Here is a 14,711-nt window from a genome sequence, read left to right as displayed (position 1 = left end):
TTTTTTGCTTTCTGTGCTTACCGCTTTTTTACCGCAGGCTTCAGGCAGCTCAATACCAGCCCGATAATGATCAGCAGCACGCCGATCAGCGCCCCGATATGGAAAGGTTCGGAGAATATCGGCAGCGCGATCGCCAACAGCCACACCAGCACATAGCTCAGGCTGAGCAGCGGATAAGCCCGGCTGAGCGCGATACGCCTGAGCGCCAGCATCCAGCAAAGCATCGACAGCGTATAGGCCAGCAAGCCGGCACACAGCGCTATCACCGCAGGCAGCGACAGCTGCTGCCACTGCCCGGCGATCTCCTCAATGCCCGGCAATCTCACCATCGACCAGCGCAGCATCAGCTGAGCCAGCGTCACCAGCATCACGCTGCACAGGGCAAAAACGTACCCCATTATACGTAACTCCCGATCATCGCCACGCCCACCATAATCAGCGCTGTACCCAGCCACTGATTCCACGTGAGCTGTTCACGCCAGATAAAATGCCCCGCCAGCGCGACCAGGATAAAGTTGATGCTCAGCATCGGGTAAGCCAGGCTAACCGGCAGCCGTTGTAGCACCATCAGCCACACCAGCATGCCGCCTGCCAACAGCAGCACGCTGGCAATGAGCCAGCGCAGCATCAGGCGGCGCTGAGTCTGATGTGCCGCCTGTTTCTGGCACAGCTGCCCGGCACAGGTCAGCAGACTGGTTAACAGCACCAACAGCAGGCTGATGATCATTTTACGGCGTAGTACTGCAGCAGCAGCAAGCGATCGGCACGATAGACATAATCAGCGGGCGGCAGATTGGTCGGCGTCGCTTCACCACGGTTGAGCATCAGCACCAGCGAAACGGTTCCATCCTGACGATGGGCCGCCAGCCACTGCGGGAAATCCTGCTCGCTGACGTAACGCGCCTGCGCATCCGGGTAGCTCAGGCCATAGCTCAATTCACCCTTCTTATCGAACGCGAGGATATCGCTGCGCTGTAGCGCCCAGGCGATGCCGGAGGCGATCCCTGAGTTATCGCTAAGAATAAAGCGGCTGCCAGCCAGCCTATCCGCGATAGGCTGGATAAACACCTGAGGCTGTTTGGTGTTCTGCACGCTCTCCGGAATAGCCGCTCCTACGCACAGCGCCAGCGCCAGCGGACAAAGCGCCGCGGCTAGCCAGCGGTGAGCACCGGGCCGCAGGCTCAGGAGGCCCGCCAGCGCCCAGCCCGCGAAGGAGAGCGTTGCCATCCCCAGCGCCAGCATCTGATGCGCCGGGTAGAGCGGGCGGTGGCTCAATCCCCATGGAGCCAGTACCAGCAGCAGCGCGATGACACAAACCAGCCCAAAGGCAACATTGATCCAGCCATTCACCTTGAGGATGCGGCTGCCCTGCTGCGCCAGGCGGTAGCCATACTGCGCCATCAGCAGGGCCAGCGGGGCAAACAGCGGCAGCAGATAGGTCGGCAACTTACCTTTGGCGATGCTAAAGAACAGGAATGGGATCACCACCCAGCTGAGTAAATACAGTCCACCGGCAGACTGCTGTCGTTCGCGCCAGCCCATCGATAACGCGCCGGGTAACAGGGCCGCCCACGGCAGCGCGCCCGCCACGATAATTGGCAGGTAATACCAGAATGGCGCTTTATGCTGGGCATCGGAGTCGGCAAAGCGCTGAATATGCTCAACCCAGAAGAAATAGTGCCAGAAGTCAGGCTGCTGCTGATGAATGGCCATCGCCCACGGCATGCTTAACAGCGCCGCACTGACTACCGCCAGCGGACCGTAAACCAGCAGTTCACGCAGGCGCTGATGCCAGATCGCCCAGGGCAGAATGGCGATCGCCGGCACCGCGAGCGCCAGAAAACCTTTGGTCATAAAGCCCATACCACAGGCTAATCCCAGCAGCAGATAGCGCAGCACCCGCTGCCTGACGCTCACCGCTTCGCTGGCGAACCAGTAGCAGCACATCGCCGCCGTCATCCACAGCGCCAGCATCGGGTCGAGCACCGCGTAGGTGCCCACGCCGTAGACCAGCAGCGAGGTGAGGAAAATCACGCTCGCCGTCAGCGCAATGGCGCGCCCGCCATAGATGCGCCGCCCCAGCCAGTACACCATCAGCGCACTGAGCAGCGTGCAAAATACCGAACCGATGCGCACGGCAAAATTATTATGACCAAATATCATCTGGCCAATGTTATTGAACCAGTAACCGGCTATCGGCTTCTCGAAATAGCGCGAATCAAAGAAATGCGGCGTTACCCAGTTGCCGCTTTGCAGCATCTCGCGACTGATCTCCGCGTAACGCGTTTCGTCAGGTTGCCACAGGTGGCGGAATTCAATCGGGATTAAGTAATAGAGAATGAATAATGAAATCAATAAGAGCGATTTGCTGGTTGTCGTCATTCCGATGATCCTGTCAAAGTTTCACAGCCAAGCCATCCTTCGCGACCGGCAATATGACCACGGATAATTTTTCCGGTCGGTAAAGTGTTTACATCTTGCGGCAGTAGCTCGCTCAAAGGACAAAACTGCAATCCCTGCTCCTTAGCGCGCTGGAGCAGTTCGGAGAAAGCCTGAAGCTGGCTAATCCCCTCCACTTCGGCATGAATGGTATAGACCGGCGTCCCCTGGTCGGCATGAATCTTGGCGAGGATGTAGTCGTTAAAGCGCCCGGCGCTGACCGCTGGCCCCACCACTTCATCCCAGGTGGGCAACGTGACCGGGATCTGCACCGTGCCCGGCTGCCCGTTACTCAGCAGCGGGCGAAACGGTGCCGTGCCCCGGCAGTCGCTGTTATAGGTAAATCCGCAGCCCTGCTTGGCCTGCACCACCCGGCCATCGGCACGCCAGCCAGCCACGGCAGAGCAGGTTACCGGCTGCCCGATAATCGCTTCCAGCGCTTCGCGCCCGAGAGCGATATGCCTGTCGAGCTGCGCGCTGGGCCAGACGCCAGCCCAGGTCTGCCAGGCGAAGTGATCCCAGGCGTGCAGGCCCACTTCATGATGTTCGGCGGTGGCCAGAATAGTAGATTTCAACCCCTCGCCAATCACCTTGCCCGGCCATGCGGTGCCGGCCAGCAAAATATCCCAACCGTAGAGCGATGCCGCGCGCGAGCGCAGCATTTTCCACAGGAAACGCGGTTTTAACAGGCGCCATAAATGACGCCCCATATTGTCTGGTCCAACGCTGAAGAAGAAAGTGGCCTGAATATTATGCTGGTTAAACACATTCAGCAGCGCAGGCACCCCCTGCTCGGTTCCGCGCCAGGTATCGACATCAACCCGCAGACCGACTTTTCTCATTCATCGCCCTCCTGCAGCTCAACGGTGCGCAGGAAGAAGTCGAGCGTGTTATCGATGGTGGTGTTCATCTCCACCGTCGGAACCCAACCCAGCAGACGTTTGGCATTACGGATAGACGGCTTGCGATGTTCCACATCCTGATAGCCTTTACCGTAATAGCTGCTGCTTTCCACCTCGCGGAAGCCGGCAAACGGCGGGAAGCGGTCGCGCAGCGGATGGCGCTCAAAGCTGGCGAGCAGGCATTCGGCCAGCTCTTTGATACTGGCTTCGTTATCCGGATTACCGATATTCACAATCTGCCCATCGCAGTTGTTATCTCTGTTTTCTATAATGCGGAACAGCGCTTCAATGCCGTCGCTGATATCGGTGAAGCATCGCTTCTGACGGCCACCGTCAATCAGCTTGATCGGCGAACCTTCCACCAGATTAAGAATGAGCTGGGTAATGGCGCGCGAGCTGCCAATGCGCGCGGCATTCAGGTTATCAAGGCGCGGTCCCATCCAGTTAAACGGGCGGAACAGCGTAAAGCGCAGCCCCTCTTTTTCGCCATATGCCCAGATGACGCGGTCCAGCAGCTGCTTCGACACCGAGTAAATCCAGCGCTGTTTGTTGATGGGGCCAACCACCAGGTTGGAGTTATCCTCATCGAAGTTGGCATCGGTACACATCCCGTACACTTCGGACGTCGACGGGAAGATGATGCGCTTACCGTACTTCACGCAGTCACGAATGATTTTGAGGTTCTCTTCGAAGTCCAGTTCAAATACCCGGAGCGGATTGCGGGTGTATTCAATTGGCGTGGCGATGGCAACCAGCGGCAGGATCACGTCACATTTTTTGATGTGATACTCGATCCACTCGGAGTGAATGCTGATATCCCCTTCGACAAACTGGAAACGGGGATGGCCGACAAAGCGGCTGATGGCATCGGAACCGATATCGAGGCCAAACACGTCAAAATTGTCATCGCGCAGCAGACGCTCGGTCAGGTGGTTACCGATAAAGCCATTGACGCCCAGGATCAGCACGCGCGTGCGGCGTTTGATCGCCGCGACCGGCCTGGAGTAGAGCAGCGCGCCCGTTACCATGCCAAGGTTCTGCGCCAGCTGGCTGCCGTTCATATAGACGCTGTTTTCGGTCTGACCAGTGAGAATTTCCAGCGCACCGTCACCGCAGGCCACCACAAACGGCTCTGCTGACAGCACGGTGCCTGGCTTAGCCTGGCTGTTGCTCGCCAGCACTTTGGCTTTCCACACCACAAATTTTGAGGTCCCGGCATAGGCAAAAGCGCCCGGCCACGGATCGGTGACGGCGCGGATCAGGTTATTGACCTGCTGCGCCGAAAGCGCCCAGTTAATACGCCCATCTTCTGGCGTACGGCGGCCCACCACCGTTGCCTGCGTTTCATCCTGCGGCTGGCCGGTGATGGTGCCCTGCTTCATCACCGGCAGAATGTTTTCCAGCAGCGTGCTGGCGCTCTTCACCATCTTATGGTGCAGCGTCAGCGCGTTATCTTCCGCTTCAATGCTGACACGCTGCTGGGCCACAATCTCACCCGCATCGGCCTGTTTCACCATGCGGTGCAGCGTGACCCCGGTTTCGCTTTCCCCATTAACCAGCGCCCAGTTAAGCGGCGCGCGGCCACGATATTTCGGCAACAGGGAACCATGCAGGTTAAACGCGCCGTGCTGCGCGCTGTTAAGGATGCGGTCGCAAAGCAGGTTGCGATAGTAGAAGGAGAAAATCAGGTCTGGTGCCATCGCCTGAATACGGTCGATCCACAGCGGGTGATTGACGTCATCAGGGGCATACACCGGGATGCTGTTTTCCGCCGCCAGACGCGCTACCGAGCCAAAGAAATGATTCTCAGACGCCCGATCGGCATGGGTGAAAATCGCGCTGATGGAAAAACCTGCCTGAAGCAGCGCGCGGATACCCGCACAGCCCATGTCGTGATAAGCAAAAACGATGGTTTTCATTACTCGGATTCCTGTACTGAAGCGTCTTTCTTAGGATGGATAACGCGTTGAATAAAATAGCGAGGTCTGGCCCGCACATCGTTGTAGATGCGGCCGATATATTCACCGAGCAGCCCCATACCGATAAACTGCGCCCCGATAAACATAAACAGGATGGCAAACAGCACAAAGACACCTTCGCCCGCCCAGGCGGCACCGAAAAACAGGCGCAGCACGATCAACATCAGGGAGAAGGCAAACCCTGACAGCGCAATCAGGCTGCCAAGCACGCTGAGCATGCGCAGCGGCGTGGTGGTCAGGCAGGTCACCAGGTCATACATCAGGTTAATCAGGCGCATAAAGCTGTATTTAGAGTCGCCAAACTCGCGCTCGGCGTGCGTCACCGGCAGCTCAATGGTACGGCGCGCAAAGGTATTGGCGAGGATCGGAATAAAGGTGCTGCGCTCATGGCAGTTGAGCATCGCATCGATAATATGGCGACGATAGGCGCGCAGCATGCAGCCATAATCCCCCATCGCCTTACCCGTAACGCGCTGGATAAGGTGGTTGATGGTGCGCGACGCGCGGCGGCGGAACCAGCTGTCCTGGCGGTTCTGGCGCACCGTGCCCACCACGTCATACCCTTCCTGAGCAGCAGCAACCAGCCGGGGGATCTCTTCCGGCGGGTTTTGTAAATCCGCGTCCAGCGTGATGATGAGATCGCCGCTCACATGGCTAAACCCGGCCATAATCGCCGAGTGCTGGCCGTAGTTGCGGTTCAGCAGCACCGCCACCACATGGCTGCCGGCCGTTTCGGCGGCGGCGGCGATCATCTCGGCGGAGGCATCCTGGCTGCCGTCATCCACCAGCAGGATTTCATACCGCAGATTCAGCGTTTGACAGGCAGCCTCGGTGCGGCGGATCAGCTCGGGCAGGCTCTCCTGCTCGTTATAAACCGGGATCACCACCGACACTTTCTCAATTTTTTTATCCGTCATCATTTAAACCCCGGCAAGCCCGCGCAGTGCAGTAATCACGCGCTCGACGTCACTGTCGGTCATATCAGGAAAAAGCGGGATGGAGCAGATACGCTCGCTGTTCCACTCGGTAGCAGGCAGCGAGAGCTGCGGATAGCGTTCGCGGTAATAGCGGTGGGTATGCGCCGCGCGGAAATGCAGCCCGGTGCCAATATCCTGCGCTTTCAGCGCCTGCATCAACCCATCGCGGGAGATGCCGCAGGTGGTCTCGTCGACGCGAATAATAAACAGATGCCAGGCGTGCCGGTGTGGCCATCCCGGCTGGGCCAGCGGCTTGAATGGCGTGTCCTGCAGCGCGGCAAGATAACGCTGTGCGATGGCGCTGCGGCGGGCGTTGATCTCGTCCAGCTTTGCCAGCTGTACCAGCGCGATTGCCGCGCTGATATCCGGCAGGTTGTATTTAAACCCGGGGGAGATCACCTCCGCCTGCGGCTGGCGGCCGTGAGTCTGGCGGTCAAACGCATCAACGCCGAGGCCGTGGAATTTCAGCATGCGAATGCGCTCGGCCAGCGCGGCGTCGTCCGTCACCACCAGCCCGCCTTCTGCGCAGGTCATATTTTTGATGGCGTGGAAGGAGAAAATTGCAGTCCCCTGCCCGCCGACATGGCGCTGGTGATAGTAGGTCCCCGCCGCGTGCGCGGCATCCTCAATCACCGCAATACCGTGGCGCTGACCAATGGCCTGAATGGCGTCGATATCCGCAGGCGCACCGGCGTAATGGACGGGAATGATCGCTTTGGTACGTGGGGTGATCGCCGCTGCAACCGCCTCTGGCGTGACCATTAACGTCTCCGGGTCAACATCGATCATCACCGGCGTAGCGCCCAGCAGCGTGATGATATTCAGCGTTGAAACCCAGGTCATTGACGGCGTGATCACTTCATCACCCGCCTGAATATTTAACGCCATCAGCGTGACGTGCATACCTGCCGTGGCCGAACTTACGGCGATGGCATGCTGATTACCGGTTAGCTGGCAGAACGCCTGTTCGAGCTCAGCACACTTTGGCCCGGTAGTGATCCAGCCGGATTGAAATACTTCCTGTACCGCGGCCAGCTCCGCTTCACCCAGTGAAGGGCGCGAAAAGGGAAGGAACGCCATTATTAAAATCCTTTAATGTTTTCAGTCTGTTCAATTTAGCACAACGTGCTTTTCTGGCGTCCCGCAGGGATAGTAATTACACATAAAATTTTACTTAAATGTGACAGTTAGCTCTCAGCACGCATATTTTTCTGTCGGGAATAGCCGCAGGTTATCTCAGCCCACGCCCATCATGAGATGCAGATTAATCCTATATGAGCTTCCTTAACTAAACATTAAACGCAACGCTGAACAATCTATCTCCGTAGAAGAGAAATTAAAATTACCCAAACAAAATAATGAGTTATGCGCACAAAGATTTCACGAGCGCTACGATACTTTGCCGCTTCGGGTTTCTCCCTGTCAGGAAAAAAAGAGCACATATTGCGCGACTGGCAATTTGGCCGGGTAACAAGGAGGGAGAAAGGAAGAGTTAAAAGAGTAAGAAATTGAGGCGACAGCGGCCAGAAACGGTGCGCAGAAATCGTGCAGCGGGCGGATCAAAAACAGGAGGGGGAAAATTAACGCTGCCTTAAGGTGGTCTTAATATTTTAGCCATATCATTACTTTTTTTTCAGGAGTCTGTCGTGATGAAATCGGTAATTAACGCGTCAGCCGCGCTGGCGCTCACTTCGCTGGCCCTGGTGAGCTTTCTGTACATCTGGTTTACTCTGTGAACCCCACCTCATGCTGTCATCAGGTTTTGTCTTTTTCCCCCTGCCTGATTAACGCATAGCCAAAGCTACGCACCGTGCGAATGCGCTCTTTGCCAATTTTCTCCCGTAAGTTATGGATATGCACTTCCAGTACGTTGGTGGTGGGTTGGCTCCTGCGCTGATAAATATCCTCACACAGCGTATCGCGGTGCACCGGGTTGCCAACGCTCATCATCAGGCGCGCCAGGATGACATACTCTTTGGGGGTAATTTCGAGCGCCCGATCGTTCATAAAAATCTGGCGATATTTCATTTCGAGGCGCAGATCGTCGACCACCACCTGCTGTCGCCCGCGAATCCCGGAGTGGGTCAGTTTATGCACCCGCGCCAGCAGCTCCTGGTTCGAAAAGGGCTTGATGATGTCATCGTCCGCACCGGCTTCAAGCCCGGCAATACGCTCATCGACCGCGTCGCGGGCGGTGATAATCAGCACCGGCAAGCGTTTAATCTGGTGGCATAAATGTGACAGCAGGTAGAGGCCCGCGCCGTCCGGCAGCCCGAGGTCAAGGATCACCAGCTGGTATAAGCCGGAAGCGAGATGCGTTTCCGCCTCCCGCCGGGTGGCGACCCCTTCGCAAACATAACCTTCGCCTTCCAGTGCCAGAATAAGGCCCTGCAAAAGCAGGGCATCATGCTCGACAATAAGAATTTTCATGGATTATCGACTCCGGCATGACGTCAGAATGTCATCCCCTGGAACATACTCTTTGGTCTGCGTGCCGGTTAATCCCAGCATCGTGGAGAACAGGTTGTCCTGAGAAAACTCATCGTTTTTCGCCAGCTTTTTCAGACACTCGCCGTTAACGCCATAGCGCTGCTGATAGTCCGGCGACAGCCAGATCAACATCGGGACGTGCTTCTGCGTCATCGGCGCAATCGCATACGGCAGGCCGTGCAGATAGGCGCCGTTTTCCCCCAGCGACTCACCGTGATCGGAGAGATAAACCAGGCTGGTGGTGTACCGATCCTGATGTGATTTCAGCACGTTAATCGCTTTATCGACGATGTAATCGATATACAGAATGGTATTGTCGTAAGTATTTATCAGCTGCTGCTGCGAGCACTCCTGAATCTGGCTGGTATCACAGGTCGGGGTAAATTTGCGGAACTGTGGCGGATAACGGTGCCAGTAGGTCGGGCCGTGGCTGCCGATGGTGTGCAGAACAATGACGCCGTTGCCTTTCAGGTTCTGAATATAATCCTCAAGATTGTGGAACAGCGCCTCGTCGTAACATTCACCGTTGATGCACATATCTGCCAGGTTCAGGCTGGTGACATCCTCATGCGGCACGCGATCGCAGGCCCCTTTACAGCCGCCATCGTTATCCTTCCACAGCACCTGAATACCGGCGCGCTGAATGATATCCAGCATCCCCTCCTGGTGAGCGGCAAGGTCGCTGTCGTAATGGGCGCGTGGCATATTGGAGAACATGCAGGGCACCGACACCGCCGTGGCCGTGCCGCACGAAATGGTGTGCGGGAAGTAAGCCACATCCTCTTTTGCCAGCAGCGGCGTGGTCTCACGCGAATAAGTGCCGCCCAGCGAGAAGTTGTCCGCGCGCGTGGTTTCACCCAGCACGATAATGGTCAGATTTTTTTTACCGCCGCTCATTAACGGGTTTAGCTTTGCATCCTCGCCAATCTTAATCAGCGGAGCATTCGCCAGCTTCTGATGCGAGTAATAAGAGAGCGAGGCGACAATGCTGTTCGACGGGCTTAACGCCTTCACCAGTTCCTTATTATTGCGAAACAGCGAGGCATAATCTTTGTAGAAGAACAGCGCCACCAGCAGGATCAGGCAGATGGAGATCGCCACGCCGATCAGGCGATAGAGCGCGCTTCTCCACAGCGGCTGCGTCTTTTTAATCCGCACCCAGAACGCCATCACCATCATCAGTACCGCCGTCAGCAGCAGCGTAATCACCATTTTCGGCGTCAGTAGCGCAAAGGTCTCCGATGCGGTGGTGTCCATCATGTTCACGATCATCGAACGGTCGAGCACAATGCCGTAATTGATAATGAAATACTGCGCGCAGGCCGAGACCAGGATAAACAGGGCAATCACCGGGCGGTCGAGCCACAGGAACGAGGCCAGCGTGGTGATGATATTAATCACGCTAAAAGCCACCACCGGCATCGACAGGAACACCAGCACGGTGCGCAGGTTATCAAGCGGCATATCCACTAAAACCTGACGGTAATAGGCAATATTCAGAAAGACTGAGATATAGAGTGAAAAGAGAATCAGATAAGAGATGCGGCTCAGCGCTGGTCTTTTAAAGTAAAGCAGTGGCATAACTTTTGGGCCCATTATCAAACAATTGCACCCAGTGTCGCCACCGCAGATTAGGAATACCTTAAGGCATTTAATAAATATGACATGGAGATTTTTTTTACTTTTATTATCAATAAAATAACGCTGCTTACTCTACGCTCAGCCGCTTAATTTATCGCCAACCGCCATATTGGCCATGGCCACACACTCCGCGTGTAGGATTTCCAACGCCCCAGAACCACAGGCAACCATCAGCGGTGAGATCGAAATCAGGGTGCCCGGCGGTTGCGGGGAAGATTCGTTGATCGCCCGGCTCTGCCAGATGATGATGCGCTGCCCCTGATAGCCGCTAAAAGCGCCTGGCCAGGGCCGCGTCAGCGCACGGATAAGATTGTGAACCTCGTCGGCGCTCTGCTGCCAATGGATTTCACCGTCTTCAGGCTTACGCGCACCAAAACTGCTGGCCTGGCTTTCGTCCTGTTCCGTTTCCGTCAGCCGCCCTGCCTTCAGCGCAGGAAGCCAGAGGGCCAACTGCGCCGCACTGGTGGCGACCAGCTTGTTATGCAGCGAAAAAACATCATCCTGTGGGGTAATGGCCACCCGCTGTTGAGCAAGTATCGGCCCGGCATCGGGCCGCTCGGTGATACGGTGGAGCGTGACGCCGGTCTCTTTATCCCCTTTAATCAGCGCCCAGTTCAGGTGTGCCCTGCCGCGATGGGCAGGCAGCAGGGAGGCATGCACATTGAAAGCTCCCACGCTGGCACAGGCGCGAATCTCTGCATTCAGCGCCTGACGGTATGAGAAACAAAAAATCGCTTCAGGTGCCAGCGCCCTGAGCTGCGCGACGATGGATGGCTGATTGATATCTTCAGGCATAAACACCGCAATGCCCTGCTCAGCGGCCTGCTGTGCCAGCGAACCGTGGAAGTGATTTTCACCCGGCACATCGGCATGGGTGAAAACCGCCATGACCTCATAACCGGCCGCCAGCAGCGCCTGCAATCCACTGCATCCCATATCGTGATAGCCAAACACCACCGTCTTCATCGTGCGATCCTTATGATTTACCGGAAAAACTCAAGCGACAGAATAAACCATTACTGCGCGGCGACGAGCAAAGATGACAAATTTATCATCTTCTGCTGCGCCCTCTGTTTTGTCCTGCCTGGCGCGAACTGACCGGGTCATATCGGTAAAATCAGCACGGTGGCAACACGCAGCAAAAACCTCAGCCTGACTCAGAAATAGCGGGTTAACTCCCCCCGCTGCGCTTAAGAAGATCCCTTAGAAACGCATCAACTGGTTGCAAAACGACCAGGCTGTTCCTATTATTCGCCACCTCAACATGGCTAATTATTAAGCGTTTCATTAACAAGGATTGTTTGATGTTGTTCCCTCATTTTTTGCGCCGGGCAGCGCCTTACCGCCCCTGCGCGCTAGCTTTTCCTGCGCTGCTGATGGTCTCCCCGCTGGCGCTGGCAGATGAGCAGTTAATCTTGCAACAGCAGCGGCAGAAGGCGCTTGAACAGCAGCTGCTGCCGCCCACGCCCGATATCCGTCTGCAACCCAACGTTGACCAGAGCGGCAAACTGGCATTCCCGCAGGAAACCCCGTGCTTCCACATTGACCAGGTGGTGCTAAGCGGCAAAGACGCTTTACCGCACTGGCTGCCGCTGCAGCGCATGGCGAATCAGGCGCAGGGCCAGTGCCTGGGTGGCAAAGGCATCAACCTGCTGATGAGCAGCATGCAGAACAGACTGGTGGATCACGGCTATATCACCACCCGCGTGCTGGCACCGCAGCAGGATTTGAAGAGTGGCATCCTGCGGCTCAGCCTCCTGCCCGGCTACGTTCACCAGGTGAAACTGACCCCGGACAGCGGCCGCTACGTCACCCTGTTTAATGCCTTCCCCGCCCGCTCCGGTAATCTGCTGGATCTTCGCGATATCGAACAGGGGCTGGAGAACCTGCAACGCCTGCCGACCGTGCAGGCCAGCATGGAGATCGTCCCCGGCGAACAGCCGGGTGAAAGCGACATCATGCTGCACTGGCAGCAGGCGAAAATCTGGCGTCTGGGCGCCTCGCTCGATGATTCCGGCACCCGCAGCACCGGGCGCTATCAGGGCGGTATGACCCTGTCGCTGGATAACCCCTTCTCGCTCAGCGACCTGTTCTATCTCTCCGGCACCCGCGCCGTCAGGCCCGGTAGTGACAAAGGCAGCCAGAACGTCACCGCACACTACTCGGTGCCGTTCCGCTACGCGATGCTGTCGGTCACCGGCAGCGACTATGACTACCATCAGAACGTCGCCGGGCTGAACGGTGACTATCGCTACAGCGGTAAAAGCCGCAATCTGACGGCCGAACTCAGCGAAGTACTGCACCGCAGCGGTAGCCAGAAAACCACCTTCAGCTACGCGGTACTGATGCGTGAGTCAAAGAACTACGTCAACGATACCGAAGTGGAAGTGCAACGCCGCCAGACCGCAGGCTGGCGCATCGGCCTGCAGCACCGCCATTACATCCGGCAGGCGACGCTGGATGCGGGCGTCAGCTACCAGCGCGGCACCCGCTGGTTTGGCGCGCTGCCCGCACCGGAAGAGTCCAACGGCTACGCCACCGCGCTGAGCAAAATCGTGCAGCTCAGCAGCCAGCTCAACGTGCCGTTTGCCATCGGCAGCCAGAATTTCCGCTACAGCGTGCAGTATCAGCGCCAGATCAGCAGCACCCCGCTGACGCCGCAGGAGCAGTTCGCCATTGGCAGCCGCTACAGCGTGCGCGGGTTTGACGGCGAACGCACCCTCAACGCTAACGGCGGCTGGCTGGTGCGCAACGACTTGGCATGGAGCACGCCGCTGCCTGCGCAGGAGCTCTATCTGGGGGCTGACTATGGGCATGTCAGCGGCCACGGCATTGAGGATCTGGTGGGTAACCACTTAGCCGGTGGCGTGGTCGGGCTGCGCGGCAACGTATTAAAAACCGGCTATGACCTGTTTGCCGGCGTGCCGATCGCCAAACCGGATGGCTTCAAAACCAGCCCGGTGACGCTGGGCTTCAGCCTGAACTGGGACTTCTGAGGAGCGCACCATGCAAAGCGGAATTTATGACGTTCATGCCCCGCTGCTGCTGGGCGGGGAACGCAGCGAAGCCGAAGTGTTCGGCGCCGCGGTGTGGCTGTGGATGCACTCGCCGCAGCACCGCGACCTGCCGCTGCATGCGCTGCCCACGGTGCTGCTGCCAATTATCAAGCATCAGCACTACCTGCTGGTGAGCCGCGAGGGTCGCCCGGTTTTCTTTATGAGCTGGATGTCGCTGGATAACGAGGCGGAGCGCCGCTACCTGTCGCAGCCCGCGATTATGGTGCAGGAGAGCGACTGGCTGAGCGGCGACCGCCTGTGGATCCGCGACTGGATCGCGCCGTTTGGCGACACCCGCGCCATCAGCCGCCTGGTGACGGATCTGCTGTTTCCCGACCGCTGCTTCCGCTCTCTGTATCACCAGGGAAAACGGCGCGGGATGCGGGTGATGAATTTTAAGGGCAGGCAAATCAGCCCGCAGCAGGCGCGCGCCTGGCGCGCGGGTTCACCATTATCCGTTGATATTCCCGAATTTCCGCCAGCGAAAAGTTCGCGGCGGGATGAGCAACCTAAAACTGCGCAAGCAGATATAACAACCTTAAAGGATTAAACATGAAAACATTATTTATCCGCTCTGCACTGGTCGCGATACTGGGTTTAAGCACGCAGGCCCAGGCCGATCGGCAAACCATTACTCTGGGGTATGCGCACAGCAAAGTGCAGGACCTGAAGAACATCAATGGCGTGAACGTTAAGTATCGCTATGAGTGGAATTCGCCTTTCAGCGTTATCGGTTCATTCACCTATATGGGCGGGAAGTCTGATTACTCTTACCTGGCGACGAAAGATATTATCGACAACAAAGTCGACCTTAAATACTACTCCCTGTCCGCGGGCCCGGCATACCGCATTAATTCCTACGTCAGCGTCTATGGCCTGATCGGCGTTAATTACAATAAAGCCGATTACAGCACCCGCTGGCTTAACTATGAAGCAGGCTCTTACCGCGATATGGGCACCAGCGACGGCAGCATCAGCAAAACCTCATTTATGTATGGCGCAGGTGTGCAGATCAACCCGATTGAGAATATTGCCGTGGATATTGGCTACGAAGGTTCAAGCCTGAATGACGGCGAGAAAGACCACGCCATCAACGGCTTCAGCATTGGTGTCGGCTACCGTTTCTAAGCGGCTGCCGTAGGGGTCGACCTTGTTTTCCGGTCGACCCGTGCCGTGATTGCGGGCTGACCGGAAACAAGGTCATCCCCTACCCGAAAATTATGCAGG

At 57.0% G+C, this 14,711-nt stretch carries 13 protein-coding genes; 3 read left to right on the top strand and 10 right to left on the bottom strand.

Annotated elements, in window-relative coordinates; translation table 11 throughout:
- Positions 1 to 17: 17 nt before the first annotated feature.
- The 10 genes from arnF to J2Y91_RS10165 all read right to left on the bottom strand — a co-directional run bounded on the left by arnF (position 18) and on the right by J2Y91_RS10165 (position 11,394).
- Positions 18 to 401, bottom strand: coding sequence for a 4-amino-4-deoxy-L-arabinose-phosphoundecaprenol flippase subunit ArnF (gene arnF / locus J2Y91_RS10210; RefSeq protein ID WP_133625137.1), 384 nt, complete (start codon positions 399 to 401; stop codon positions 18 to 20).
- Positions 398 to 727, bottom strand: coding sequence for a 4-amino-4-deoxy-L-arabinose-phosphoundecaprenol flippase subunit ArnE (arnE, locus tag J2Y91_RS10205; protein ID WP_166643200.1), 330 nt, complete (start codon positions 725 to 727; stop codon positions 398 to 400). Before arnE ends, arnF begins: the two co-directional genes overlap by 4 nt.
- On the bottom strand, positions 724 to 2,382 hold the full coding sequence (gene arnT / locus J2Y91_RS10200) for a lipid IV(A) 4-amino-4-deoxy-L-arabinosyltransferase (RefSeq protein WP_133624909.1): 1,659 nt from the start codon (positions 2,380 to 2,382) through the stop codon (positions 724 to 726). Before arnT ends, arnE begins: the two co-directional genes overlap by 4 nt.
- Positions 2,379 to 3,281, bottom strand: a complete 903-nt coding sequence (gene arnD, locus J2Y91_RS10195; RefSeq protein ID WP_133624910.1) for a 4-deoxy-4-formamido-L-arabinose-phosphoundecaprenol deformylase — start codon at positions 3,279 to 3,281, stop codon at positions 2,379 to 2,381. The genes arnT and arnD overlap by 4 nt, the downstream gene beginning before the upstream one ends.
- Positions 3,278 to 5,260, bottom strand: coding sequence for a bifunctional UDP-4-amino-4-deoxy-L-arabinose formyltransferase/UDP-glucuronic acid oxidase ArnA (gene arnA / locus J2Y91_RS10190; RefSeq protein ID WP_133624911.1), 1,983 nt, complete (start codon positions 5,258 to 5,260; stop codon positions 3,278 to 3,280). The genes arnD and arnA overlap by 4 nt, the downstream gene beginning before the upstream one ends.
- A complete protein-coding gene (gene arnC / locus J2Y91_RS10185; protein ID WP_133624912.1) occupies positions 5,260 to 6,240 on the bottom strand; it encodes an undecaprenyl-phosphate 4-deoxy-4-formamido-L-arabinose transferase in 981 nt (326 codons plus the stop codon). Before arnC ends, arnA begins: the two co-directional genes overlap by 1 nt.
- Positions 6,241 to 7,377 (bottom strand): UDP-4-amino-4-deoxy-L-arabinose aminotransferase, encoded by a 1,137-nt coding sequence (gene arnB / locus J2Y91_RS10180; protein ID WP_208864897.1) that lies wholly within the window; start codon positions 7,375 to 7,377, stop codon positions 6,241 to 6,243. It abuts the gene before it with no gap.
- 675 nt (positions 7,378 to 8,052) lie between these two features.
- Positions 8,053 to 8,727 (bottom strand): response regulator, encoded by a 675-nt coding sequence (locus J2Y91_RS10175; RefSeq protein WP_133624914.1) that lies wholly within the window; start codon positions 8,725 to 8,727, stop codon positions 8,053 to 8,055.
- A 3-nt stretch (positions 8,728 to 8,730) separates the two neighbouring features.
- Entirely contained in the window at positions 8,731 to 10,368 is a 1,638-nt protein-coding gene (eptA, locus tag J2Y91_RS10170) for a phosphoethanolamine transferase EptA (protein ID WP_133624915.1), read from the bottom strand.
- A 138-nt stretch (positions 10,369 to 10,506) separates the two neighbouring features.
- Positions 10,507 to 11,394: a formyltransferase family protein gene (locus tag J2Y91_RS10165; RefSeq protein WP_133624916.1), complete on the bottom strand. Its 888-nt coding sequence runs from the start codon at positions 11,392 to 11,394 to the stop codon at positions 10,507 to 10,509.
- 410 nt (positions 11,395 to 11,804) lie between these two features.
- Between J2Y91_RS10165 and J2Y91_RS10160 the strand changes: the two genes are divergently transcribed.
- From J2Y91_RS10160 to J2Y91_RS10150, 3 genes are read left to right on the top strand one after another with little or no spacing between them, the layout of a single operon-like run.
- Positions 11,805 to 13,424: a ShlB/FhaC/HecB family hemolysin secretion/activation protein gene (locus J2Y91_RS10160; RefSeq protein WP_253539496.1), complete on the top strand. Its 1,620-nt coding sequence runs from the start codon at positions 11,805 to 11,807 to the stop codon at positions 13,422 to 13,424.
- A gap of 10 nt (positions 13,425 to 13,434) precedes the next feature.
- Positions 13,435 to 14,034, top strand: coding sequence for a toxin-activating lysine-acyltransferase (locus tag J2Y91_RS10155; RefSeq protein WP_133624918.1), 600 nt, complete (start codon positions 13,435 to 13,437; stop codon positions 14,032 to 14,034).
- 2 nt (positions 14,035 to 14,036) lie between these two features.
- A complete protein-coding gene (locus J2Y91_RS10150) occupies positions 14,037 to 14,612 on the top strand; it encodes an Ail/Lom family outer membrane beta-barrel protein (protein WP_133624919.1) in 576 nt (191 codons plus the stop codon).
- Positions 14,613 to 14,711: the final 99 nt, after the last annotated feature.

Source organism: Erwinia aphidicola, assembly GCF_024169515.1.
Lineage (GTDB): Bacteria > Pseudomonadota > Gammaproteobacteria > Enterobacterales > Enterobacteriaceae > Erwinia > Erwinia aphidicola.
The sequence above is the reverse complement of the archived record's forward strand: the minus strand, read 5'-3'. Positions and strand labels throughout refer to the sequence as shown.